This is a genomic window from Kribbella sp. NBC_00359 (assembly GCF_036097425.1).
GTDB lineage: Bacteria > Actinomycetota > Actinomycetes > Propionibacteriales > Kribbellaceae > Kribbella.
On the sequence record NZ_CP107975.1, the window covers coordinates 8,424,586 to 8,448,574 of the forward strand.

The 23,989-nt window shown below is 68.6% G+C and carries 26 protein-coding genes and 1 other RNA gene; 14 read left to right on the forward strand and 13 right to left on the reverse strand.

Annotated features, from left to right (window positions below):
- Positions 1 to 24: 24 nt before the first annotated feature.
- Positions 25 to 438 (forward strand): hypothetical protein, encoded by a 414-nt coding sequence (locus tag OG876_RS40710; RefSeq protein WP_328522079.1) that lies wholly within the window; start codon positions 25 to 27, stop codon positions 436 to 438.
- Here OG876_RS40710 and OG876_RS40715 read toward each other — a convergent pair.
- The 4 genes from OG876_RS40715 to OG876_RS40730 all read right to left on the reverse strand — a co-directional run bounded on the left by OG876_RS40715 (position 370) and on the right by OG876_RS40730 (position 3,255).
- Positions 370 to 1,317, reverse strand: coding sequence for an HTTM domain-containing protein (locus OG876_RS40715; protein ID WP_328522080.1), 948 nt, complete (start codon positions 1,315 to 1,317; stop codon positions 370 to 372). The genes OG876_RS40710 and OG876_RS40715 overlap by 69 nt on opposite strands.
- Positions 1,314 to 1,784 (reverse strand): hypothetical protein, encoded by a 471-nt coding sequence (locus OG876_RS40720; protein ID WP_328522081.1) that lies wholly within the window; start codon positions 1,782 to 1,784, stop codon positions 1,314 to 1,316. The genes OG876_RS40715 and OG876_RS40720 overlap by 4 nt, the downstream gene beginning before the upstream one ends.
- A gap of 295 nt (positions 1,785 to 2,079) precedes the next feature.
- Positions 2,080 to 2,967, reverse strand: coding sequence for a DUF418 domain-containing protein (locus OG876_RS40725; protein WP_328522082.1), 888 nt, complete (start codon positions 2,965 to 2,967; stop codon positions 2,080 to 2,082).
- 36 nt (positions 2,968 to 3,003) lie between these two features.
- Positions 3,004 to 3,255, reverse strand: coding sequence for a hypothetical protein (locus OG876_RS40730; RefSeq protein WP_328522083.1), 252 nt, complete (start codon positions 3,253 to 3,255; stop codon positions 3,004 to 3,006).
- A 112-nt stretch (positions 3,256 to 3,367) separates the two neighbouring features.
- On the opposite strand from OG876_RS40730, the gene OG876_RS40735 reads away from it, so the two are divergent.
- The gene (locus OG876_RS40735) at positions 3,368 to 5,140 is read left to right on the forward strand and encodes an NAD+ synthase (RefSeq protein ID WP_442914062.1); all 1,773 of its coding nucleotides are present in this window, start codon (positions 3,368 to 3,370) and stop codon (positions 5,138 to 5,140) included.
- A 185-nt stretch (positions 5,141 to 5,325) separates the two neighbouring features.
- Positions 5,326 to 7,446, forward strand: a complete 2,121-nt coding sequence (gene panB, locus OG876_RS40740) for a 3-methyl-2-oxobutanoate hydroxymethyltransferase (RefSeq protein WP_328522085.1) — start codon at positions 5,326 to 5,328, stop codon at positions 7,444 to 7,446.
- 28 nt (positions 7,447 to 7,474) lie between these two features.
- Here the strand turns inward: panB and OG876_RS40745 are convergent, their stop codons facing one another.
- Positions 7,475 to 8,059, reverse strand: a complete 585-nt coding sequence (locus OG876_RS40745) for a TetR/AcrR family transcriptional regulator (protein WP_328522086.1) — start codon at positions 8,057 to 8,059, stop codon at positions 7,475 to 7,477.
- 58 nt (positions 8,060 to 8,117) lie between these two features.
- Between OG876_RS40745 and pdhA the strand changes: the two genes are divergently transcribed.
- Genes pdhA through OG876_RS40760 form a run of 3 tightly spaced genes read left to right on the forward strand, consistent with a single transcriptional unit; the run spans position 8,118 to position 11,436 of the window.
- Positions 8,118 to 9,179 (forward strand): pyruvate dehydrogenase (acetyl-transferring) E1 component subunit alpha, encoded by a 1,062-nt coding sequence (pdhA, locus tag OG876_RS40750; protein ID WP_328522087.1) that lies wholly within the window; start codon positions 8,118 to 8,120, stop codon positions 9,177 to 9,179.
- 5 nt (positions 9,180 to 9,184) lie between these two features.
- Entirely contained in the window at positions 9,185 to 10,186 is a 1,002-nt protein-coding gene (locus OG876_RS40755; protein ID WP_328527015.1) for an alpha-ketoacid dehydrogenase subunit beta, read from the forward strand.
- Positions 10,183 to 11,436 carry a dihydrolipoamide acetyltransferase family protein gene (locus tag OG876_RS40760; RefSeq protein WP_328522088.1) on the forward strand — a complete coding sequence of 418 codons (1,254 nt, stop codon included), beginning with the start codon at positions 10,183 to 10,185 and terminating at the stop codon, positions 11,434 to 11,436. The genes OG876_RS40755 and OG876_RS40760 overlap by 4 nt, the downstream gene beginning before the upstream one ends.
- A gap of 7 nt (positions 11,437 to 11,443) precedes the next feature.
- On the opposite strand, the gene OG876_RS40765 is transcribed toward OG876_RS40760, so the two are convergent.
- Entirely contained in the window at positions 11,444 to 12,343 is a 900-nt protein-coding gene (locus OG876_RS40765) for an aldo/keto reductase (protein ID WP_328522089.1), read from the reverse strand.
- Between the two features lie 89 nt (positions 12,344 to 12,432).
- Between OG876_RS40765 and OG876_RS40770 the strand changes: the two genes are divergently transcribed.
- Positions 12,433 to 12,930, forward strand: a complete 498-nt coding sequence (locus tag OG876_RS40770) for an NUDIX hydrolase (RefSeq protein WP_328522090.1) — start codon at positions 12,433 to 12,435, stop codon at positions 12,928 to 12,930.
- A 16-nt stretch (positions 12,931 to 12,946) separates the two neighbouring features.
- On the opposite strand, the gene OG876_RS40775 is transcribed toward OG876_RS40770, so the two are convergent.
- Both OG876_RS40775 and OG876_RS40780 read right to left on the reverse strand, forming a co-directional pair.
- Positions 12,947 to 13,123, reverse strand: a complete 177-nt coding sequence (locus OG876_RS40775; protein ID WP_328527039.1) for a hypothetical protein — start codon at positions 13,121 to 13,123, stop codon at positions 12,947 to 12,949.
- A gap of 63 nt (positions 13,124 to 13,186) precedes the next feature.
- Positions 13,187 to 13,933 carry a helical backbone metal receptor gene (locus OG876_RS40780; protein WP_328522091.1) on the reverse strand — a complete coding sequence of 249 codons (747 nt, stop codon included), beginning with the start codon at positions 13,931 to 13,933 and terminating at the stop codon, positions 13,187 to 13,189.
- 295 nt (positions 13,934 to 14,228) lie between these two features.
- Between OG876_RS40780 and OG876_RS40785 the strand changes: the two genes are divergently transcribed.
- Positions 14,229 to 14,765 carry a histone H1-like repetitive region-containing protein gene (locus tag OG876_RS40785; RefSeq protein WP_328522092.1) on the forward strand — a complete coding sequence of 179 codons (537 nt, stop codon included), beginning with the start codon at positions 14,229 to 14,231 and terminating at the stop codon, positions 14,763 to 14,765.
- 184 nt (positions 14,766 to 14,949) lie between these two features.
- On the opposite strand, the gene OG876_RS40790 is transcribed toward OG876_RS40785, so the two are convergent.
- Positions 14,950 to 15,138 (reverse strand): hypothetical protein, encoded by a 189-nt coding sequence (locus tag OG876_RS40790; protein WP_328522093.1) that lies wholly within the window; start codon positions 15,136 to 15,138, stop codon positions 14,950 to 14,952.
- Positions 15,139 to 15,191: 53 nt separating this feature from the next.
- Between OG876_RS40790 and map the strand changes: the two genes are divergently transcribed.
- Positions 15,192 to 16,040, forward strand: coding sequence for a type I methionyl aminopeptidase (map, locus tag OG876_RS40795; protein WP_328522094.1), 849 nt, complete (start codon positions 15,192 to 15,194; stop codon positions 16,038 to 16,040).
- 45 nt (positions 16,041 to 16,085) lie between these two features.
- On the opposite strand, the gene OG876_RS40800 is transcribed toward map, so the two are convergent.
- The gene (locus OG876_RS40800; protein WP_328522095.1) at positions 16,086 to 17,573 is read right to left on the reverse strand and encodes a S10 family peptidase; all 1,488 of its coding nucleotides are present in this window, start codon (positions 17,571 to 17,573) and stop codon (positions 16,086 to 16,088) included.
- 144 nt (positions 17,574 to 17,717) lie between these two features.
- Here OG876_RS40800 and OG876_RS40805 point away from each other — a divergent pair, with 144 nt between their 5' ends.
- Both OG876_RS40805 and rnpB read left to right on the forward strand, forming a co-directional pair.
- A complete protein-coding gene (locus OG876_RS40805) occupies positions 17,718 to 18,080 on the forward strand; it encodes a DUF952 domain-containing protein (protein WP_328522096.1) in 363 nt (120 codons plus the stop codon).
- A gap of 9 nt (positions 18,081 to 18,089) precedes the next feature.
- Positions 18,090 to 18,488: RNase P RNA component class A (gene rnpB, locus OG876_RS40810), an RNA gene on the forward strand.
- Between the two features lie 28 nt (positions 18,489 to 18,516).
- Here the strand turns inward: rnpB and OG876_RS40815 are convergent.
- Entirely contained in the window at positions 18,517 to 19,251 is a 735-nt protein-coding gene (locus OG876_RS40815; protein WP_328522097.1) for a DUF899 domain-containing protein, read from the reverse strand.
- A 112-nt stretch (positions 19,252 to 19,363) separates the two neighbouring features.
- Here OG876_RS40815 and OG876_RS40820 point away from each other — a divergent pair, with 112 nt between their 5' ends.
- On the forward strand, positions 19,364 to 20,497 hold the full coding sequence (locus OG876_RS40820) for an alpha/beta hydrolase family protein (RefSeq protein ID WP_328522098.1): 1,134 nt from the start codon (positions 19,364 to 19,366) through the stop codon (positions 20,495 to 20,497).
- A 57-nt stretch (positions 20,498 to 20,554) separates the two neighbouring features.
- Positions 20,555 to 21,451 (forward strand): hypothetical protein, encoded by an 897-nt coding sequence (locus tag OG876_RS40825; protein WP_328522099.1) that lies wholly within the window; start codon positions 20,555 to 20,557, stop codon positions 21,449 to 21,451.
- A 1-nt stretch (position 21,452) separates the two neighbouring features.
- On the opposite strand, the gene OG876_RS40830 is transcribed toward OG876_RS40825, so the two are convergent.
- Positions 21,453 to 21,938, reverse strand: coding sequence for a GNAT family N-acetyltransferase (locus OG876_RS40830; RefSeq protein WP_328522100.1), 486 nt, complete (start codon positions 21,936 to 21,938; stop codon positions 21,453 to 21,455).
- 51 nt (positions 21,939 to 21,989) lie between these two features.
- On the opposite strand from OG876_RS40830, the gene OG876_RS40835 reads away from it, so the two are divergent.
- Positions 21,990 to 22,556: a TetR/AcrR family transcriptional regulator gene (locus tag OG876_RS40835; RefSeq protein WP_328522101.1), complete on the forward strand. Its 567-nt coding sequence runs from the start codon at positions 21,990 to 21,992 to the stop codon at positions 22,554 to 22,556.
- Here OG876_RS40835 and OG876_RS40840 read toward each other — a convergent pair.
- Complete coding sequence (locus OG876_RS40840) at positions 22,545 to 23,981, reverse strand: RNB domain-containing ribonuclease (protein WP_328522102.1); 1,437 nt, start codon at positions 23,979 to 23,981, stop codon at positions 22,545 to 22,547. The two genes, OG876_RS40835 and OG876_RS40840, sit on opposite strands and share 12 nt — an antisense overlap.
- Between the last annotated feature and the right edge of the window lie 8 nt (positions 23,982 to 23,989).

Consider the following 23,989-nt stretch of genomic DNA (forward strand, 5'->3'; position numbering starts at 1 on the left):
CTTCAGGGCCTAGCGTGTTCCCTTGTGCAGACCATCTTCGGCGCCGGGTACCAGGTGGCGCTGATCGTGGCCGCACTGCTGTGCCTGAGTGACCTGCTGCTCAGCACCGCCCGGTTCGTCCAGTCGATCCGGAAGAAGCGGCCCGCCGAGCGGGACGTCCTCGGCCGGCGCTGGCTGCCGGTCCCGGAGCTCGGGTTCGGCATGTTCGCGTTCTGCTGCCCCGGGCTGGTCACGCTCGGGCTGACCCACCACGACGCCGACAACCTGCCGACCAAGCAGATCCTGCTCGCCGCCCTGGTCTTCGGGTACGCCGGGGCCGTGCTGTCCCGGGTCGTGCGGACACCGGGTCCCGGCGGCCGCCGGTTCCGGCTACGCGCCGGCCTGCTCCTTGGCCTCCCGGCTCTCTTCGGCCTGGTCTTCGGGCTCTCCGCCTTCTGACCCCCGCCGCCGCTGGAACCACGGCACCACCCGCTCGAGCGGCGCGAACGCGAGCCAGCAGACCACGGTCGGCAGGAAGTGGATCAGCAGGATCGCCGTGTTCGCCGCGTGGAACCCGAGGAAGAACAGGGCCCCGAGCAACTGCCACCGGCCCTTCAGGAACAGGATCACCGGCGAGAGGAACTCCGCGATGATGCCGACCCACTGCATCACGTGCAGCATCCACGGGTGATGCAGCAACCACTCCCCGACCGGGTGCGGCCGCCGTACGATCGCCCAGGTCAGGATCGCGCTGTTCGGCCACGCGAGCGTCCACCCGGCGCCACGGAGCTTGGCGATCGAGGACAGGAAGTACGTCGCGATCACCGAGATCTGGATGCACCGGACCGCCCAGCCGGCGGCCTCGGACCTGGTCTGATCGCCGTACGACGCCCGGCCGCGGCGGCCGGCCTTCACGGTCGGGAGGACCCAGAGGGCGACCACCAAGGCGAGGTGGTCGTGGTCGACCTTGCCGTCGCTCATCCCGATCAGGACCCACCAGGTGAACGCGGGCGCCACGATCCAGCCCGCGATCCGCGGGAAGTAGTTGGTCGCGCCGACCAGGCAGGCCACGATCAGGACGACGTACAGGGCAGTCGTGTTGGCCACCGACGGCTTGGGCAGATCGAGCATGCGCGCCAGCAGCAACGGCTGGTACAGGCCGGGGTGCTCGCCCTTGTCGCGGGTGTCGCGGACGAACGCGTGCATGTCGAGGATGACGAAGAGATAGAAGATCGTCCGCAGCCACGCGACCCGGGCGAGGGCGATCTTCGGCGTGAACCAGTCGGCGAACCGGCCGGCGGTGGTCCGGCCGACGGCTGCCGTCTCGGGGGCGCTCACTTGCGCACCTCCCAGGTGGCCAGGACCTCGGACGTCGGCGGGCCTTCGACCCGGCCCTTGACCAACTGGGTGGTGTCCCGGATCAGTTCGAGCTTCACGTACCTCGGCTTGTCCGGATGCTTGCGCGCCCACCCGTCCGCGACCTGCTGCAGCAGCGACGGGTCCTTGACGATCTCGCCGGTCCGGGCTTCGATCTCGGCCCGGGCGACGCCGGCGCCCTCGATGTTCAGCGGTACGTCGACCGTCGTACTGGCATCGGTGAGCGCGCTGATCCGGGTGAACGTGATCGCGGCGTCGTCGGCGACCGATCCGGCGTACTGCGACATCGGGCCGAACGGCCAGGCGTCGTCGGAGGCCCGCACCGAACCGTTGATCAGCAGGCCGATGCCGGCCAGGGCGACCGCCACCCGTACGCCCTTGCCGATCCGGCCCAGCCGGACGTCCCCCGCCCGTACACCATCTGTCACGCCCGTCATTAGACCATCCTCGGTTTCGACGGGTCACCGGTAGGGAATTTTCTGAAGTATGACCGCCCCAGAAAATTTCCAACGTGCCCGGATGTCCCGGCGTACCCTGCTGCGCGGCGCTGCCGCCGGCGGCGTACTGATCGGCGGCGTCGCCCTCCCGACCACAGCAGCCCAGGCGGCTCCCGCGCCGCGCTGCTACACGCGCCTGGTTGTGCACGAAGTACGGCCTCGATCCGCACGCGGCGATCGTCGGGCACCGGGACTACAACACCACCCAGTGCCCCGGTGACGTCTTCTACGCCAGGCTGCCCGAACTGCGCGACCGGGTAGCGGCCGTTGTCCTCGGCTGATAGGTGATCCGTCTGATCAGAAGTTCGAACGGTCCGCGGTAGCCGACGCGTCGCATCCGGTCGGCCATCACCACGGTCGCCAGCCAGGTCGCGACGGCGAGCAATGCCGTCGTGGTTGGGGTGAGCGTGCGCGACAGGTCGAGTAGGTACGGCGTGAAGACGACAGCCCACACCACGGACTGGAACAGATAACAGGTCAGCGAACGCTGGCCGACGGCGGCGATCGCCCGGGTGATCGGACCTTGGCGATCGTTCAGCCGCAGCGCGATCAGGACGATCAGGGCGGCGTACCCGAAACCGCCGAAGACACCGGACGCGTCGTGCAGCGGACCGAGAATACTCAGCGCGTGGTCGCTCGGCTGGTCGACCACTCCGCCGACGACCAGCGACACCGGCAGGGCCCCGGCCACCGCGATGGTGAGGCCGACGACCGCGGTCGTGGTCAGCAGGGTGAGGTGCTCGGCCGGACGCTCGAGGATGCGCCGCCGGCCGGCCCAGAGCCCGATCAGGAACGGGGTGACGAACCCGATCCATCCGAGTCCGGCGATGAACGGCTGCACGACGATCCGGTCGCCGAACTGGCCGAGGAAGTCCGGCGGCAGCATCGAGGGATCCGCCGCGTCGGAGGCGGTCGCCATCGAGTCGTCGCTCGGCAGTGCGGTGAGCACGAGCACGAACGCGGCCACGACGAGCAGCCAGCGGTCCTTCCAGCGCAGCGCCCAGACGCCGAGGAAGAGGAGTACGCCGTACGCCGCGAGGATGTCGCCGATGTAGAGCAGCATCGCGTGCAGGAACCCGAGCACCACCAGCACCAGACTCCGCCGCCACAGCAACTTGCGGATCCCCCACCACTCGGTCCCCGCCTCCCGCTACCGCCGCACGATCTGCGCCACGCCGTACCCGAACAACACCCCGAACATCGGGAACGCCCGCCCATCCACGAACGTCGAGATCCCCATCCCCACGACCCCGGCATCGACCGGAAACCCCCCGAACACCCGCTCGCCGTAGATGAAGTAGTGCGAGTTGGCCAACGCAATGAACAACAACATGAACCCGCGAGCCAGGTCCGGCCCCAACGCCCGCTCACCCAACCCGGTCGGCCCAGCCTGAAGACTCATCCCTCCAGTCAATCCGCACCAGACCACACCGGCATCCACCCAAAGTCCCGCACTGCGTAAACCTTCGTACCTCTGCGTGGGTAAGAGCCGGGGGAACCAGTAATGTGCTCCCGTGCCTCAGCTTCGGGTAGCTCTTGCTCAGCTCAATGTGACCGTGGGTGACATTGGCGGGAACGCGGACAAGATCGTCGCGTGGACCCGTAACGCTGTCGAGCGCGGTGCCCACGTCGTGGCCTTCCCGGAGCTCGGGCTGACCGGGTATCCGGTGGAAGACCTGGCGCTGCGGGCGTCGTTCGTGGACGCGTCGCAGGCGCGGATCCACGACCTCGCCCGGCGGCTGGCCGACGAAGGGCTCGGCGAGATCGTGGTGGTCTGCGGCTACCTCGACCGCGCCGGCGGTACGGCGATGGGCATCGACCGGCTCGGCCGCCCCAAGGGCTCCCCGACGAACTCGGCCGCGGTGATCCACCAGGGCCGGGTCGTCACCAGCGCGGTCAAGCACCACCTGCCGAACTACGGCGTCTTCGACGAGTTCCGGCACTTCGTCCCCGGCAACACCCTGCAGGTGATCCGGATCCACGGCATCGACGTCGCCCTGGTCATCTGCGAGGACCTCTGGCAGGACGGCGGCCCGGTCGCCGTCACCAAGGCCGCCGGCGCCGGTCTGCTGCTCGTCGTCAACAGCTCGCCGTACGAGGCGAACAAGGACGACGTCCGCGGTGACCTGGTCCGCCGCCGCGCCCGCGAGGCCGGCTGCTCGCTCGCCTATGTCAATCTGGTCGGCGGCCAGGACGAACTCGTCTTCGACGGCGACTCGCTGATCGCCGACGCCGAGGGCAAAGTCTTCGCCCGCGCCCCGCAGTTCGAGCAGGGCAGCATGGTCGTCGACCTCGACCTCCCTGCCGCATCAGGTACACCGTCCGGCACGCACGAAGGCATCGAGATCGTCCACACCGTCCTGCACGACGACGCCCTCGAGCCGTACGAGCCGATGGACTCGGCCGTCGCGCCGCGGCTGTCCGACGAGGCCGAAATGTACGGCGCGATCGTCACCGGCCTGCGCGACTACGTCCAGAAGAACGGGTTCAAGTCCGTCCTGCTCGGGCTCTCGGGCGGCATCGACTCGTCGCTGGTCGCGGCGATCGCCTGTGATGCGATCGGTCCCGAGCACGTGTTCGGCATCTCCAACCCGAGCGTCTACTCCAGCGACCACTCCAAGGACGACGCCGCCGATCTCGCGGCCCGCACCGGCTTGAACTACCGCGTCGTACCGATCCAGCCGATGGTGCAGCCGTTCCTCGACACGCTCGGCCTGACCGGGCTGGCCGAGGAGAACCTGCAGGCCCGGGTCCGCGCGGTCGTCTGGATGGGCCTGTCGAACGCCGACGGCCACCTTGTGCTTGCCTGCGGCAACAAATCCGAGCTGTCCGTCGGCTACTCCACCATCTACGGCGACGCGGTCGGCGGCTACGCACCGCTGAAGGACGTCCCGAAGACGCTGGTCTGGCGGCTGGCCAAGTGGCGGAACCAGGACGCGAAGGACCGCGGCCAGCAGCCGCCGATCCCGGCGAACTCGATCGCCAAGCCGCCGTCGGCCGAGTTGCGCCCGGGACAACAGGACACCGACTCACTGCCGCCGTACGATCTGCTCGACGACATGCTGGACGACTACGTCGAGCAGGACCGCGGCAGTGCCGAGTTGGTCGCCGCCGGGTTCGACACCGAGCTGGTCACGAAGGTGATCCAGCTGGTCGACCGAGCGGAGTACAAGCGCCGGCAGTACCCGCCGGGCCCGAAGATCACCCACAAGGCTTTCGGCCGGGACCGGCGACTGCCGATCACGAACGCGTGGCGTGAGGACGCACGGAAGGCAGCCGAGCACTGAGCGACTCCTGGCGGTACCGCCCATCCACCGACACCCCGTGGGGCACTCCCGAGGAGCCCACCGGCCGTTCCGGCCTGCCTGCTGACGACCGGCGCGGTCGGGCGGGCAAGGAATTCAACGATGTGAGCGATCGCTCACCTACAGGCGGTGGCGCTCACCCTCCGCAACGGTGGGACGATGAAGGCATGGTTGACAACTTCCTGTCGGCCGGTACCCCGGGTGACGACGAGGAGCTGCCGTCGCCGTACGGGACCGGACCGAAGAACCGGACAACCGAGGAGCACCGCCGCTCGGACTACGACAACGACACCTGGCGGGACCGGCCCAACGGGCTCGGCCTCGACCCGTCACCGTCCCTGCCGAACGCACCACGGTCGTACGAGCGCGGCCCGGTGCCGCAGCAGCCGTACGTCCCCAAGCCGCCGTACCTGCCCGCGGCACCGCCGCCACCGTCGCAGCAACCCCAGCAGCGGCAGTACGGCGACCACCCGCCGAGCCGGCCGTACGGCGATCAGCCGCAGAGCCGACCGCACGCCGACCAGCCGCACCGGCCCGAGTACTACGCCGAGCGAGAGCAGTCGGCCGCTGACGAGCCGACGTTCGGACAGCCGGCGTACCCGGAGCAGAACCCGTTCCGGCCGCAGCAGTCACCGGCTCAACCGACGCCGCCGCCATCACAGGGCCGGCCGAGTCCGTTCGGACCGGGCAGCAACGGCACCACACCGCCGAGCCGCCAGCCGCAGCCGCCGGCCGGACCGCCGGCGCAGCAGCGTCCGCTGGCACCGCCGCAGTCGAGCAATGGCGTGACGCAGCGGCCCGCCGCACCGCACAGCTCGAACGGCAGCACCAACTGGAGCAGTCCGGCCCCGACGCCGAGTCCTGCTCCGCCACAGATCCCTGCCCAGAGCAACGGACACGCCAACGGGCCGAGCAGCAACGGGGTGACCCCGCAGCCGGCGCCGCAGCCGCAGACACCACCAGCTGCGCCGGCTCAGAACCAGGCGCCGCAGCCGCAGCAACCACGACCTGCCGCGCCCGCCACTCCCCCGCCGAACTACCCGGTGGACACTCCGACGATCACGGCGTACATGCCGGACGCGATCGAGTCCTACCAGCAGGAGCCGGGACAGAAGCAGGACAACGGCTACCTGTCGGATCCGAGCGCGGAGTACGAGAGCAACACGCCGGTCAGCGAGGAGCCCAAGCGGCTCGGCGCCCGGCGGCGTGCGGACGTCCAGCAGGACGCTCCGAGCCAGGTCGCCAACGAGCCCGGCGCATCACACCGGGCGGGTCGTCGGGCCCAGGCGACGGCGAGCAGTTCGCCATCCGAGCTCGGCGGTTCGCCCACGCTCGGCGGTTCACCCACGCTCGGCGGTTCACCCACGCTCGGCGGTTCACCCACGCTCGGCGGTTCGCCCACGCTCGGCGGTTCGCCCGCGCTCGGCGGTTCGCCCGCGTCGGCGGAGAACAAGCCGGCTGGTGGCAATGGTCCGGGTGAGGGCAGCAAGCGGCCGCGGCGCTACCGCGTCCACCACCTGCGCGACATGAAGAACCATGGCGAGAAGTGGGCCATGTTGACGGCGTACGACCAGTACACCGCCGAGATCTTCGACCAGGCAGGCATTCCGGTGCTGCTGGTCGGTGACTCCGCCGCGAACAACGTCTTCGGGTACGACACCACGCTGCGCGTCACCGTCGACGAGCTGATCCCGCTGGCGCGGGCCGTCGCGGGTGCGGTCGAGCGGGCGCTCGTCGTCGCCGACCTGCCGTTCGGCTCGTACCAGGCGTCACCCGAGCAGGCCTTCCACACCGCCGTCCGGTTCATGAAGGAAGCCGGCGTGCATGCGGTGAAGCTCGAAGGCGGCCGGAACATGGTGCCGATGGTGGAGAAGCTGACGCAGTCCGGCATCCCCGTGATGGCGCACATCGGCTTCACGCCGCAAAGCGAGCACAGCATCGGCGGCTACCGGGTCCAGGGTCGTGGCGACCAGGCCGCCGGGCTGATCGACGACGCGGTCGCGCTGGCCGAGGCGGGCGCGTTCTCCGTCGTCCTGGAGATGGTGCCGGGCGACGTCGCCGCGGAGATCACCAAGCGCGTCTCGATCCCGACCATCGGCATCGGCGCCGGCCGCGACACCGACGCCCAGGTCCTGGTCTGGCAAGACATGGCCGGCCTCCGCTCAGGCACGATGCCCCGCTTCGTCAAGCGGTACGCCGACTTACGCGGCATCCTCACCTCCGCAGCCACCACCTACGCCGCCGACGTAGCCTCCGGCACCTTCCCCGCCGACGAACACACCTTCTAGCCGAGCCGGCAGACGCGCACCGATCTCCTCAGCTGTCCAGGGCGAGGGCTTTGAGGGCGGCGAGGGCCTGGGCCTTCGCTCGGGGGCGGGAGGGGGCGGGGTCGAGGCCGAGGAGGCGGCGGCGGTGCGGTTCGCCGAGCAGTAGGCCGAAGAGGTGCTCGGCGGTGACCGCGTCACCGTCGAGCAATTCCGTGAGTACGTCGAGGTAGCGGCGCGGGCCGTTCGCGTAAAACGCCGACGCGAGTTCGGGGAACTGCCGGGCCTCCGCGATCACCAGTCGGTGCAGGTCGATCGCCTCGTCCGAGTGCAGTGTCGTCACCAGCCGGATCGCGACCTGCTCGAGACTGTCGGGTTCCGCCGACGGCAGGACCTGGGTGTTCAACCTGGCCACCACCGCGGCGAAGACCTCCGCCTTGTCACCGACATAGGTGTAGATGGTGCGCTTGGTCACCTGGGCTTCGGTGGCCAAGCGGTCCAGCGGCACCCCGCCGTACCCGTGCGCGAGGAACAGCCGGACCGCGGCGTCGAGGATGTCCTCGCGCCGCCGCTCCCGCTCCGCACCCGTCGGCCGGCCGAGCTTGCGCCGTTCCTGCTGGCTCACGTGATCTCTCACCTCATAAGAATGATACTATTCAGTGTCATTATCCGTCGTTCCGCCTGAAGGACAGACGATGTCCCCTGACGTTGCCACATCCCGGAGTCGCTCCCGGCGCCGCACCACGCCGTCGGACGTCCTGCTCGAGTACTACCGGGAGATGTTGTTCATCCGCCGCTTCGAGGAGCGCGCCGCCCGCGCGTACACCGAGGCCGAGATCGGCGGCTACTGCCATCTCAACCTGGGCGAGGAGGCGACCGTCGTCGGGCTGATGCGCGCGCTCGCCCCGGACGACTACTTGTTCACCAACTACCGCGAGCACGGCTACGCACTGGGCCGCGGGATCGAGCCCGGCCGGGTGATGGCCGAGCTCTACGGCCGCAGCGACGGCGTCTCCAAGGGCTGGGGCGGGTCGATGCACCTGTTCGACCTGGAGACGCGATTGCTCGGCGGCTACGGCATCGTCGGCGGCCAGTTGCCGCTCGCCACCGGCGCCGCGCTCGCGATCGCCTACCGCGGCGGCCCCGAGGTGGTCCTGTGCCACATGGGCGACGGTACGACGAACACCGGCGCCTTCCACGAGGCACTCAACCTCGCCGCTTTGTGGCAGCTGCCGATCGTCTACGTGGTCGTGAACAACCAGCTCGGGATGGGTACGACGGTGGAGAAGTCGTCGGGCGAACCCGAGTTGTACAAGCGCGGATCGTCGTACCGGATCAAGGGCGAGCGGGTCGACGGCAACGACGTGGTCGCGGTCCGGGCCGCGGCCGAGCGGGCGATCGCGGCGGCCCGGAAGGGGCGGCCGATGCTGCTCGAGACGGTCAGCTCGCGGTTGCGCGGTCACTCTGTGGTGGACCCGGCGGCGTACCGGACGAAGGAGGAGACGGCTGCTCTCCGGGCGGCGGATCCGCTGTTCGCACTGGCGGACGACCTGCGGGCGTCCGGCGTACTGACGGAGGTCCTGGCCAAGGAGATCGAGGAGGAGGTGGTGGCGCGGGTGGCGGCTGCGGTCCGGTTCGCCGAGGCGAGCCCGCCGCCGGACATCGGGACGCTGTTCGACTACAACTACGCGACGCCGGTCGCCAACGACTCTCGCCGGCTGCCTGCTCAGCCGCTGTTCACGGCGGTGAACGCGTGACCGAGATGACGTACCGGCAGGCGCTGCGGGACACGTTGCGGTCGGAGATGCTGCGCGACGAGAACGTGTTCCTGATCGGTGAGGAGATCGGGATCTTCGAGGGTTCTTACAAGATCACCGCGGGACTGCTGGCCGAGTTCGGCGAGCAGCGGGTGCGCGACACCCCGATCTCGGAGGAGGGTTTCACCGGGGCGGCGATCGGCGCGGCGATGCTCGGGCTGCGGCCGGTGGTCGAGCTGATGACGATCAACTTCTCGCTGCTCGCACTGGATCAGATCGTCAATCACGCGGCGAAGATCCACGGCATGTTCGGCGGCCAGTGCCGGGTGCCGCTGGTGATCCGCACCCCGGGTGGCGGCGGCCAGCAGCTCGGCGCCACGCACTCGCAGAACATCGAGCTGTACTACGCGTTCGTCCCCGGACTCAAGGTCGTTGCCCCGAGCAACCCTGCGGACGCGAAGGCGTTGCTGCTGGCCGCGATCCGCGACGACGACCCGGTCCTCTTCCTGGAGAACCTCGCGCTCTACAACACCCGCGGCGAGGTGCCGGACCACGACGAGCCGGCCGAGATCGGCCGCGCCGCGATCACCCGGCCCGGGACGGACATCACCGTGATCGGGTACTCGCGGATGGCCGCGGTCGGATTGCAGGTCGCCGAGGAACTCGCCCGGACCGAGGGCATCGACTGCGAGGTGATCGACCTGCGCAGCCTGCGGCCGCTCGACCGTCCGACGGTGGTGGAGTCGGTACGACGTACGCACGCGGCGGTCGTGTTGGAGGACGACTGGCTGACGTACGGCATCGGCGCCGAGATCGCGGCGACGATCTCCGACGGGGCGTTCGATCAGTTGGATGCGCCGGTCCGGCGAGTGGCGATGGCGGAGGTGCCGCTGCCCTACGCGAAGAGTCTGGAGACCGCGGCGTTGCCGTCCGCGGACGACGCCGCGACGGCGATCCGGGAGACGTTGTCGGCCGTCGGCCGATTGCGCCGAGAGGAAGCACGATGAGCGAGATCCTGATGCCGCGACTGTCGGACACGATGGAGTCCGGGGTGATCGCGACCTGGCACAAGCACCCGGGCGACGAGGTCCAGCCGGGCGACATCCTGGCCGAGATCGAGACCGACAAGGCGGTGATGGAGTACGAGGCGTACGAGCCCGGCACCCTCACTTCTGTCCTCATCGAGGAGGGCGCCGAGGCCGCGATCGGTACGCCCATCGCCATCCTCACCACGGCGGACGACGCGACAGCTACTGTGCCTTCGGAACAGGAAGACGGCGCAGGTACCGCTGATCGGCCGCTGGCGTCGCCGTTGGCTCGGCGCGACGCGAGCGAGCACGGTGTCGACCTGCGGCACGTAACCGGCACCGGCCCCGGCGGCCGCATCATCCGCGCCGACGTCCTCGCAGCCGTCACACCAACCCCGACCGCAGCACCACCCGCCCCGACACCCACCGCACCCGTGCCACCGCCCCCAGCAGCAAGCCCCGCGGCGCCCACTGCACCGACCCCGGGACCTGCTGCGGCCTCCGCCTCGCCACTCCCTGCAGCCTCATCCGCGGTCTCCGGGGTGGTTGAGCCGTTGGGGTTGTTGCGGCGGACCAGTGGCAGGCGGTTGGCGGAGAGTGCTCGGGAGATCCCGCACTTCACGTTGACCGCGGTGGCCGACGTCGAGGACCTGGTGGTACTGCGAGGCGAGCTCAACGAGCGCCTGCAACAGGCAGACCGGCCGAAGATCAGTGTCAACGATCTCATCATCCGCGCCTGTGCGTTGACGCTCCGGGACCACCCGGACGTGAACTCGTCCCTCGTGGACGACGGACTGCTCAGGCACCCCGACATCAACATCGGCGTCGCGGTCGCCACCGCCGAAGGTCTGCTGGTCCCGGTGATCCGGAACGCGGACCGGCGGAGCGTGAGCGACATCGCCGCGGCGAGCACGGATCTCGCCGTACGGGCGCGGGAGCGACGGCTCCGGCCGGAGGAGATGACCGGCGGTACGTTCACCGTCAGCAATCTCGGCATGCTCGGGATCGAGGAGTTCACCGCGATCATCAACCCGCCCGAGGCCGCGATCCTCGCCGTCGGCGCGGTCCGCCGCGAACCGGTCGTCCTCGACGACGACACGATCGGTCCGCGGACCCGCGTCCGGTACACCCTGTCGGCCGACCACCGGATCCTCGACGGCGCGACCGGCGCCCGCTACCTCGCCGACCTCACCACGCTGCTGCAGAACCCGTGGCTCATCACCATCTGAGCACGGCTTAGATCCAGGGCAAGGCGGAGCGTTCGGTCCAGTACTCCTCGGGTTGCTGGACGAACTCGGCCAGAGGGCCGTCGGTCCGGTAGGCGAGGTTGCTTTCGAGCTGTTCGGCGGTGATCGCACCGCTGAGCACGATGTCGGCCCACGGCTGCTGTACGGCGGCTCCGATGGCCAGCGCATCAGGCGCGATGCCGTGCTGACGGGCGAACTCGTTGAACGGCGTCTCGCCGGCCCTCGCCGTCAGGCGGCCGTTGGCAACAGCTTCCTTCACCACCACGAACCAGCCGACGTCGTGCGCCTCGGCCAGCGCTTTCCCCGCTGAGGTCTCCAGCACGTTCCAGGTCGCCTGCACTGCCGTGAACGGTCCCCCGAGGTCGATCGCCTTGCGCAGCGTCTCGGCCTGCTGCGGTCCACTCGTCGACAATCCGACGCGTACGCCGTCGTCCGCGAGCTGCCGCAGTCGACCAAGCAACTGTTTGTCGCCGAGTGCCGGGCTGTCCGCCGTGAGGCTGTGCACGAGGTAGTAGTCGGGCGGTCCACCGAGCGCTCGAAGTGTCTCCGGCCACTGCCGCTCGAAGGTCGCGAGAGTGTGGTCCTTCACCTCGTGGGTGTCGACGTCGCTCCGCCAGTCGGCGACGTACGTGTAGCCCCACTTCGAGCCGATGGTCAGCTCCGGACGGCGCTCCCGCGTCAGCCACTCACCGAGGAACTTCTCGGCAAGACCGTACGAACGCGCGGCGTCGAAGTACCGAACACCTGCCTGCCAGGCCTGCTCGAGCAACTGATGCGTACGCTGCCGGAGATCCTCGACCGCCCGCCCCGGCGGGAGATCCTCGTCGTGTCCGAGGTTGATGTACCCAGGTCGCCCGAGTGCCGCCAGTCCGAGGCCGATACGTGCCATGCTCCGATCGTAGATGTCCGCGGCAACCAGTGTGAGACGCGCCGCACTGGACGACGCGGAACGGCCTTTGTCGTCTAGCGTTTTGTTGTGTGAGCGAATCCCGATTGCCACCGCCCGGCACCGTCGTACGGCGTACGACGGCGCGCGTGCTGCCCGTCCGGCCGGACGGCAAGGTGTTGCTGCTGCACGGCTGGGATCCGCTGAAGCCACAGACGCCGTACTGGTTCACCATCGGTGGTGGCGTCGAAACCGGCGAGACGATCGCACAGGCGGCCAGCCGCGAACTGCTCGAAGAGGTCGGCATCCGGTTGCCGGTCGACGCGCTCGGCGCACCGGTGGCGACGAACACGATCGAGTTCGAGTGGGGCGGGTGCCCGATCATCCAGCACCAGACGTTCTTCGCGGTCGCGGTGGACGGCGTCGACGTGACGTTCGCCAACCAGGAGGAGCTCGAGCTGCAGACGATCAGCGCACACGGCTGGTGGTACGGCGACGACCTCGAGGCGACCGGTCAGGCCGCGCACGTCACCATCCCCGGTCTGCTCCGCCAGGCCGCCGACGCGATCACCCTGCGCCGCGCGTCCTGAGTCAGCCCTCTCCCGATCAACGCTGCCGGGCTTGTTTCAGCACCTTCTTCGGGATCTTCTTGTCGACGTCGTAGTGCACGCGATCGAGGCGCTCGGCGCAGCCGGCCTTGGCCAGCCGCGTCAGGACGACCGGGCACTTCTTGCACCTCGGCTTGTCCTTGCAGCACTTCTTCTTCGCGGTCATCGACGGCACGCAGCGAGTGTAGGTGAGGCATACCTAACCGTCTAGCTGAGACAGCAGCGATCGTGGCGCACGTCACCGCAGCTGGGCGCTGAGCAGCGACCGCGCCTCGACCAGCGACGGCCCGTACCAGGTGAGATGGCGCCCGGACACACACTTCGCGGGCCGCGTGAATGCCTCCGGTCCATCGGTCGGTGAAAAGGCATAAGGCTCATCCGGCAACACCACGATGTCGTAGTCGGTTAACACGTCCGGGTCGATCCGCGGATAACGTTCACCGGCATCTCGCAGCGCGTTGTCGACGCCGATCCGGGACAACAGATCACCCGCGAACGTGTCCCGTCCCAACGCCATCCACGGCCGCCGCCAGATCGGTATCACGGCCGTTCGGCGCATTCCGTCGTACGGCGAACTCCACACCGTCCGCGCATCACGTAGCCAGGCCGGCACCTCGCCGATGATCGCGGACAGCATGCGGTCGAGTGAGTCGAGTGATTCGGCGACCGTTGTCGGTGCAGTCACCCAGACCGCGATTCCACTCGCGCGCAACGCGTCGAGATCGACAGCGCGATTCTCTTCGGCGTTCGCGAGTACGACGTCGGGTGCGAGCTCGCGGATGCGTTCGAGATCGGGATTCTTGGTGCCGCGAACACGCGGTACGTCGAGGTGCGCGGGATGGGTGCAGTAGTCGGTCGCACCAACGATCAGCGACGCGTGCGTGACCGCGATCGACTCGGTCAACGACGGCACGATACTCACCACGCGCGTCACGTCGACGGGCAGTGTGACGGTGTCTTCGAGGTCGTCTCGAGCACTCCGCATCGGTCTGTACCACCTCACGTTCGCAGGACGTTGCCGACGACAACACTCGCCGATTGCACCGTTCGGCACGCAGTTTGTGCGCGTGTCGCCAAGAAATTCTTGAGCACCTCAGGCATGCTCGGACCGCGACGGAATCCCTTCTGCACAAGGATTTTCGGCATTTGCGCACCGCTTTGCGGCTCACACGCCTTAACCTGCGGACGTTTCGGGTGCTTTACGTAGGCACCAAGTGTTGTCATCATCATGACGACGAGGAATCCACCGTGGTTTTCCTCAGCCGCACCAAGGAGGCAGAGTGCCAGCCAAGAAGGCAGCCGCAGGGAAGGCGACAGCCAAAAAGGCTTCTCCCGCCAAGAAGACTGTCGCGAAGAAGACCACTGCAGCGAGGACGACGTCCACGCGCAAGGTCAGCGCAGCGAAGAAGACAGTGACGAAGAAGGTGAGTGCGGCAAAGACGACCGCCGCCAGGAAGACGGTGGCGAAGAAGGCCCCGGCCAAGAAGGCCACCGCGAAGAAGACTGTCGCGAAGAAGGCCCCGGCCAAGAAGGCTCCGGCCCGCAAGACCGTCGCGAAGAAGGCGCCTGCGAAGAAGACCACCGCCAAGAAGACGACGACGGCGAAGCGGACGGTGGCCAAGAAGGCGCCCGCGAAGAAGACGGTCGCGAAGAAGGCCCCGGCCAAGAAGGTCGCGGCGAAGAAGGCCCCGGTCAGGAAGACCGCCGCCAAGAAGGCGCCCGCGCGCAAGGTCGCGGCGAAGAAGGCGCCGGTGCGGAAGGCCGCCGCGAAGAAGGCCCCGGCCCGCAAGGCCCCGGCCCGGCGGGTCACCCGCTGAAGCGGACGTCCGCGCGACGTCAACTGACACCAAACACCAAGGGGCACCACCGGCCATCGGTGGTGCCCCTTGCTGCATAACCAACCACAACCATGCCGCGCAGCCGGGTGTGGCGTGCTGCTCTGTCAGTCGTCGTTCCACCACCCCAACCATCCCGCGCAGCGGGATGTGGTGTGATGCATCTTCAGTCGTCGTTCCACTTGGGGTCGTTGTCCCAGGCCTCGTTGCGTTCTTCGACCTTCTCCAGTGCCCGCGCGGCTTCTTCCGGGGAGCTGTACGGGCCGAGCCGGTCGCCCGACTTCGCCCCCGAGTACGGCTCGACCTTGCCGGTCTTGGTGTTGTAGTACCACTCGTTGCTGTGATCGTCGCTCATCTGGATGACCACCTCCTGGGAGTCTTGTCGCAGCTCACTAGAATGATCTCACCATGTCGACTCTCACTCCCGGCATCATCTCGCCGCGCCGCGAAGTACCCGCCTCCATCCCGCGCCCCGAATACGTCGGCAAGCCGGCCCCAACGCCGTACGACGGTTCGTACGTCACGGCGCCCGAGGTGGTGGACAGGATGCGGGTCGCGAGCAAGCTGGCCGCGCAAGCGCTGCAGGCGGTCGGTGCGGCGGCGAAGCCGGGCGTCACCACCGACGAGCTCGACAGGGTCGGCCACGAGTACCTGATCGAGCGCGGCGCGTACCCGTCGACCCTCGGCTACCGCGGCTACCCGAAGTCGCTGTGCACCTCGGTGAACGAGGTGATCTGCCACGGCATCCCCGACGACCGCCAGCTCGAGGACGGCGACATCGTCAACGTCGACATCACGGCGTTCCTGGACGGCGTGCACGGCGACACGAACGCGACGTTCCTGGTCGGCGATGTGGACGAGGAGAGCCGGCTGCTGGTCGAGCGTACGCAGGAGGCGCTGAACCGCGGCATCAAGGCGGTCAAGCCCGGACGCCAGGTCAGCATCATCGGGCGCGTGATCGAGTCCTACGCCAAGCGCTTCGGGTACGGCGTCGTCCGCGACTTCACCGGCCACGGCATCGCGACGTCGTTCCACTCCGGCCTGATCATCCCGCACTACGACGACGAGCGCTTCGACGACGTGATCGAGCCCGGCATGACGTTCACCATCGAGCCGATGCTCACCCTGGGCACGTACGACTACGACCTGTGGGACGACGGCTGGACCGCCACCACCAAGGACAAGTCCCGCACCGCCCAGTTCGAACACACCCTGGTGGTCACCGACACCGGCGCCGAGGTCCTCACACTGCCGTGACAATCACGCAGTACTCACACGTCCTGGACCCCAGCGCGCGGTAGGTCAGCGGTTGGAGGCTGACTGGATGAAGGCGGCCAGGTCTTCGGATTGCTGGGTGCGGGACTCGTCGTGGACGTACATCATGTGGCCGGCCGCGTAGTACTTCGTTTCGATGTTCGCGACCAGTTCGGCGGGGAGCTGCAGGCGGGCCAGGGTGTTCTCGGTCGCGAAGTACGGCGTGGCGCCGTCGTAGTGACCCGATGCGACGTGGAGCTTCAGATGCGGGTTGGCGCGCATCGCTTCCGCGAGCTTCTCGGCGACGGTGATCTGCTGGCCCTCGAACTCCTTGAACGACCAGTTCTTCGCGGCCTCGAAGTTGAGGATCTCGTAGGGCAGGTCGTTCTGGTAGCCGAGCTCCATCCGCACGTAGTGGTTCAGCGCCGCCGTGTACGGCCCGATGATCGCGGCGAACGACGGGTCGTTGCCCTGCTTCTCACCACCGGAGTCCGCGTCCCAACCGACGAAGCGGCCGTCCAGCCGGCCGACCACCTGGCGGCGTGACCGCAACAGCTCGGCGAAGAAGCGCATGTGCTCGATCCGCAGGTTGACCCGATCGATGTAGTCCTCGCTCAGCCCGGTCAGCGCGGCCAGCCGGGTGACCACCTCGGCCCGGTAGTCGGCCGGGATCCGATTGCCCTGGGCAAGCGCATTCGGATACCGCCCGGCCGCGAACCGCTCGGCGTCGGCGAGCACTTCATCCAGAGAACGGTCCGGGATGAGACCGTGGTAGTGCGCGATCGCGGCGTACGACGGCAGGAACAGCGTGTACGGCAGATCGTTGCCCGGTGTGAAGTCGAGGGTGCCGAACTCGAGCACCGCGGAGATCAGCATCACCCCGTTCAGGTACATGCCGTACCGCTGCTGCAGGTGCGACGCCAGCCCGGCGGCGCGCGTCGTACCGTACGACTCGCCGGCCAGGAACTTCGGCGACATCCACCGCCCGTTGCGCGAGGTCCACAGGCGGATCACCTCGCCGACCGACTCCAGGTCGCGGGTGAACCCGTGGTACTCCCCCGGCTTCTCCCCTTCGACCGCCCGCGAGTATCCGGTCGACACCGGGTCGATGAAGACCAGGTCGCTGTGCCGCAGCAGTGTCTCGGCGTTGTCGACCAGCCCGTACGGCGGTGGCGCGAGCTGACCCGCATCACCCGACACGACCCGGCGCGGACCGAGCAGGCCGAGATGCAACCAGATGCTCGACGAGCCCGGTCCACCGTTGAACGCGAACGTCACCGGCCGGTCGGCGGCGTCCGCGTCGTCCAGCGTGTAGGCGGTCAGGAACACCTCGGCCTTCGGCTGATGCCCGTCGAACTTGCCGTCGGTGAGCACCTCCTGCCGCAGCACGATCCGCCCGGTACTCGCGGTGTACTTCAGTTCGCGCCCGTCGATCGTCAGCGAGTGCTGCGTCGTCACCAGGTCGTCCACCGGCTTCTTCGGCGGCTCCGCCGTACCGGAGGTGGACGTGGGTTCAGCGCTCTCATCCTTGGCCATGCCGAGCACCTTAATCCAAGCGTTCAACCGATCGTTGGGGCTTATGCCGACATTCACGCCGACTGCGCAAGGCCGCGCGTACGCTCGGCCGACACTTGATGCCGTATCCGCGCCCTGGGCAGCGGCCGCCGCTAGCCTTTGGGGATGGCGACGATTCTGCATATCGCGTTCGTGGAGCAGTGGGAGGCGGCTCGGGATGCCGGTTGTTATCGGTGGTCGACGCGTGCGAAGAGCCTCGACGACGGTGCGACGTTCATCCACGCGTCCCGGCCGGAGCAGGTGGCCATGGTGGCGAACTTCGTGTACGCCGACGTGACTGAGCCGCTGTGCCTGCTCGTGATCGACACCGAGCGCCTGGTGTCCGCCTTGTGTGAAGAGCCGGTGGGGGACCAGTTGTTCCCGCACATCTACGGACCGCTCAACCTGGACGCGGTGGTCGACGTACGGCGCTATGAGCGGGGCGCCGACGGCCGCTGGCCGGCTGTGACCGCGCAGGCCGTATCCTGAGAGCGGGAACGGGTCGGTCGGGCGATCGCGTCGTCCGCGACAGCGGGCGCCGAGGAAAGTCCGGACTCCACAGGGCAGCGTGGTGGGCAACACCCACCCGGGGCAACCCGCGGGACAGTGCCACAGAGAACAGACCGCCAGCGGCTCCGATGAACCCCGTGGTTCATGGGAGTGCGGGTGAGGGTGAAACGGTGGTGTAAGAGACCACCAGCTCCGCAGGTGACTGCGGAGGCTCGGTAAACCCCACGTGGAGCAAGGCCAAGAAGGACGGTGGGCAACCACCGCCCGCGCGAGCGTTCGAGGGCTGCCCGCCCGAGCTCGCGGGTAGGCCGCTGGAGGTGCCCGGCAACGGCCACCGTAGATGGATGATCGCCACCACAGAATCCGGCTTACAGACCGACCCGTTCCTCCAACACCCGTGGTCGCGGCAGTTGGTCTAGTGGCAGTGGGCTTCGGGGGTTGGTTGGGGGATGCGGCCGGTGGGTTTTTCCCAGGGTTCTTGGCGGCCGAGGGCGGTGAGGTCGAGGGCGGTGGGGGTGAAGGTCATGGCGTCGGGGCCGCGGCCGTAGGTGGAGTAGGTGTGGTGGATGGCTTCGTCGACGCGGAGGAAGCAGCTGAGGCCGTGGAGGTCGAAGGGCTGTTGGGTCTGGGTGTGACCGTTGGCGGGGTGGACGTCCCACTCGGCTTTGGTTCGGTAGTTGTACTCGAACGGCAGGACCGACTCGTCCAGCGTGACGTGGTAGTCGTAGTTGAAGTCGCTGCCGGACGACGAGTACCAGGGGAAGTTCCAGCCGCGCTCGGCCCGGTAGGCGGCCAGTTTCTCGTACGGCGCCCGAGACACCAGGGCGAACGTCGTGTTGGTGCCGTGGAGGTACTCCAGCGACCCGATCTCGTCCACGAAGCCGGTGCAGTTCGGGCAGCCGGCGTCCCACTCGGGCTGGAACATGAAGTGGTAGACGACCAACTGCAGCCGGCCTTCGAACAGGTCCGCCAGACTCACCGAGCCCTCCGGTCCGGTGAAGACATACGGCTTGTCCACCAGGACCATCGGCAGTTCGCGACGCCGCGTGTTCAACGCGTCCCGCCGTTTGGTGAACTCCTTCTCCTCGGCGAGCAGCGCCTTACGCGCGACCAGCCACTCGTCCCGGGACACGACATCCGGAAGGTTCATCCCAACTCCTCCATCGATCAGCACTGATACCGGGGACGTCGGAGCCAATCTCCCGACTTCGACACCTCCCTGGTGAGACGCTTGGGGTATGGCGCGCAGAGGACTTCGGCGGATGCGCACGGGGATCGTGATCCTGGTGCTCGTCGCCCTGCTCGCGGGCGCCGGGTACGCCGGCTGGATCATGGTGAAACGGTCTGAGCCGGTATCGCTGCCCGAGCCGACGGGGAACTTCCAGGTCGGGCGGCGTGGGTTCGAGTGGACCGACACACCGCGCCGCGATCCGTTCGCCGACGGTCCGCGGAAGCTCTCCGTCTGGCTCTGGTACCCGGTCGCCAAGGGCACGACCGGACGCAAGGTCGAGTACGCCCCGGACCTCTGGAGCGGACTACACCTGAAAGCGCCGCTGTCGTTGTTCCAGGGACCGTTCGTCACGCTGGAGGATCGCGCCCTGGATCGCGTCGCCATCGCGCCTGGCCGCTTCCCCGTCGTCGTGCTGATGCCCGGCATGGGTCTGTCCGCGCCGATGTACGCGAGCCTCGCCGAGGATCTCGCCAGTCACGGCTACCTGGTCGCCGGCGTGACACCGACGTACAGCGCGAACCTCACCGTGCTCGGTGGGCAGCCGATCGGGAGCAAGAAGGCGGCCAACCCGCCGAACCTCGGCGACAGCAGCGAGCAGGCGCAGAACGTCGGCGATCATCTCGTCGGCACCTGGGCCGCCGACGCACGTTTCGCGGCCGGCATGCTGGCCAAGCAGTTGCCGACCAGCGTCGAGACAGGTCTCGGCACGTCGTACGTCGGCCACTCGTTCGGCGGCGCGGCGTCACTCGAGGCGTGCCGGCTCGACCCGCGCTGTGCGGCGGCGGTCGATCTGGACGGCAGCCAGTTCGGTGACGTGGTGACCAAGGGCGTACGGGCGCCGATCATGCTGCTCGGCGCGGACGACTCGTGCATCACCAGCGTGTGCGGCCCGGACGCCAAGAACGACGCGGACCGCAACCGCGCCCTCTCGTTGCTCAAGGCAAGCACCGGTACGTCGTGGTGCGCGACCATTCCCGGGAGCCGGCACTTCAACTTCACCGACTACGGCGCCTACTACCTGGCGTACCCGCTGCGGAAGTTCCTGCCGCTGGGCAGTGTCGGTCCCCGCCACGCCCTCACCGTGCAGAACGGCTACGTCACCACCTTCCTGTCCCACGCCCTCTACAACACTCCGGCTCCCGGCGCCCCCGCCTGCGCGACCTAACTTTCCGGCCGTCGGCTGCATCGAGTGGGGTAACCGACCCACCTGACAGGAGTGCTGATGGTCAAGACGTTGTCAGCCGCCGTACTTTCCGTCGTCCTCGCGGCGATGGTCCACACCCCCGCGCAGGCCGCGGCCCCGAACAGTTGCTCGATCGACGTCGGCTCGTTCACCGCGGCCGGCAACCAGCGCTTGCAGAGCTTGTCCGCCACGTCGCCGCCGCGGCGGTTCCTGGACCAGACGCTGGCCGAGAAGGTCCTCCCGATGGCGCAGGTCCGGATGAGCGGGCCGATCTTCGTGGACACCGACGCGGTCCCGCCGATGAACGCCTCCGGCAACCTCGTGATCGGATCAGCGTTGTACCGCTTCACCTACAAGCTCCCGCAGGATGGGACTCCGACGCCGTACGACGTGAAGCTCAGCCGGATCGGTGGCGGCTGGGACCGCTTCGTGGCGTACGAGAGCGCGAAGTCGCCGAACGGCACGCGGCACTACGAGTACGCGCTCCGCAACGACGGCACGCTGTTCCGCTGGTCCACGAACAGCACCGGCCTGGCGTGGACCGCGCTGGGCACCACCCCCGGGTTCGGCGCCGTCAAGGCGATGACGGTGATCAGCGAGACGAGCAGCTACGACACGCTCCTGATGAACACCCGCGGTGGCGCGCTCTACACAGTCCGCATCCCGGTGGCCAAGACCATGCGACCCGTCGTGACGAAGGTACGCGCGTCGACCTGGCAGGGCTTCGAGACACTGCTCACGGCCCGCTGCGGTCAGTACGGCACGCTGCTGGTCGGGATCGACAAGGACACCGGTAACGCCTACGAGTACGCCGTCGGCCACGCGGCGGGGACCAGCACCGTCATCCAGAGCCACTACCGCGTGCCGTCGCCGTTCACCGACCCGATCCACTTCCGTTCGCTGACCACGGACACGCCGCCGCTGAACGGCGAGTAGCTCAGAGGTCGAGCTCGTACGTCTGCCCGACCAGGCTCTGGCCCCACATTTCGTGGGGTTCGGAGCCGGTCAGGCGGAACCCGCGGGACAGGTAGATATGCCGGGCCGCGACCAACGGATCGTTGGTCCAGAGGACCATCCGCTTGTAGCCGGCCGCGCGGGCGAATGCGAGACAGGTGTCGACCAACTCCGCACCGAGGCCGCGACCGCGGGCGGCCGGCGTCACCAGGAGCAGCCGCAACTGGGCCGTCGTCTCATCCGGACCGTGCACGCAGAAGATGCTCCCGGCCCGCTTCCCGTCCACCTCGGCGATCCAGGCGGCCTCACGCTCGTCGTCATGCTCGGACGCGTACGCCGAGACGATCTGCGCGATCAGCACCTCGTACGACGGACCCCACCCGTACTCGGCTCCGTAGATCTCGGCGTGTGATTGCACCACCCACCCGAGGTCGCCCGGCGTCCCCAGCTTCCTGATCAGTTTCGTCATCACCCTGCCCGTTCTACTGACACGACTGTTTCAGTGAGCGATACTAGCCCCGTGCCGACCGCGAAGCCAACCCCTTCCGCGCGCCAGCTGGAACTGCTGGAGCGCGCGTACGCCTACTCGCTCACGCACGGGCTGGCCGACCTGTCGCTGCGTCCGCTCGCCACCGCGATCGGCTCGAGCCCGCGGGTGCTGCTGTTCCTGTTCGGCAGCAAGGACGGCCTGATCCGCGCCCTGCTCGCCCGCGCTCGCGTCGACGAGCTCGAACTGCTCCGCCGGCTCGACGAGCGGTACGACGAACCCCCCGGGCTGACCGTGGTCGCGCGGGAGCTGTGGACCTGGCTGGCGGCGCCGGAGCGGCGGCCGCTGATGACGTTCTGGGTCGAGGCGTACGGGCGATCGCTGGTCGCGCCGGACGGCCCGTGGGCGGATTTCGGTCGCTCGACCGTCGACGACTGGCTCGAGCTACTCAAGGCCAGTCAGCCGGATCCAGGATCCGCTGCGGCCGAGGCACGGCGTACCGGCGTGCTCGCGATGCTGCGGGGCGCGCTGATCGACCTGCTCGCGACCGGCGACCTGGATCGCACGACCGCGGCGGTCGAGGACTACCTACGGGACTAGCTCGAACGCGATCGTGCGCTTGGCGATGTCGGCCTCGACGAGCTTGACGCGAACCGCCTGACCGAGCGGCAACGGCGCCGTACCGGTGATGCGGCCCTCGACGGCAAGCGTGGTCAGCGCGACGATGCCGCGGGTGTTCTCACGCTCGTCGACGTCGGTGATGACGCCGTCGAATTCGGACCCGATCTTCTCGGCCACCAGGCCGGCCTCGACCATGCTGACGATCGAGCGCTCGTAGGCGTGCGCCCGCCGGTCGGCCTCGTCCATCACCTTCGGGATCTCGTCCATCGACTCGCGGACCCAGGCCGGCACCTCGGCGCTGGCGGACAGCGCGAGGCAGATCTCGCCGGTCCACCGATCCACCAGCCGCCGCAGCGGCGCGGTGACGTGCGCGTACTCCGCCTTCATCGCGGCGTGCTCGGGTTTCGCCGGCACACTCCCCGAGAACGCCGTGTACCCGGCGCCGCGGAACAGCACCGTGCACGCCGCCAGCATCGCCGCATGCGCCGGCACCTTCGGATCCAGCGCGTGGATGAACGCGGCGTACGACGTCTCGTCCGGCCAGGCGAGCCCAAGGGCCTTGGCGGTGTTCCCCAGCTTGCGCCGCAGGTCGTCGTGCGACTCGGGCAGCGTGCGCAGGATGCCGATCCGGCCCTTCATCATCAGCTCCGCGGCGGCCATCCCGGTGAGCAAGGAGATCTGCGCATTCCAGCCCTCGACCGGCAGTGGCGCGCGGAACTCCAGACCCCACCCGTGGTTCGAGGTGACGACCTCCTGGTCCGGGATGGGCAGGTTGACGCCGCCGCGGTCGAGCTCACGCTGCTCGCGGAGCTTGCCGACCTCGCGGAGCAACTGCAGGGATTCCGACGCGTTGCCGGCGTCGAGGTCCTTCTGCACGCCCGCGTAGTTCAGCTTGGCCCGCGACTTCACCAGCGCTCGCTCGCACACCACGCCAGTGCCATCGCCGGACGCGTCGACCGTGATCGTCCACAGCACGGCGGGACGCACCTGGTCGGGCAACAGCGACGCCGCACCCTCGGACAGCTCCGGCGGGTGCAGCGGGGTCCGCTTGTCCGGCGCGTAGAGCGTCTCGCCGCGGCGGCGCGCCTCGGCGTCGATCGGGTCACCGGGCTGGACGAAGGCGGCGACGTCGGCGATCGCGTAGTACACGGTGTAGCCGTCGCCGGTCCGCTCGATGTGCAGCGCCTGGTCGAGGTCCATCGAGTCCGGAGGATCGATGGTCACGAACTCGATGTCGGTCCGGTCGAGCTCCGGCAGCCGCGGACTCTTCACCGCCTGCAGCGCCGCCGCGACCACCTCGGCCGGGAACTCCGCCGGCACCTCGAGCTCACGCCGGATGTCCTGCAACGACGCGTGGAACACCTCGGGAACGTCCTCGGCGAAATGCACCCTCTGCAGCGGCACGTGAGCTC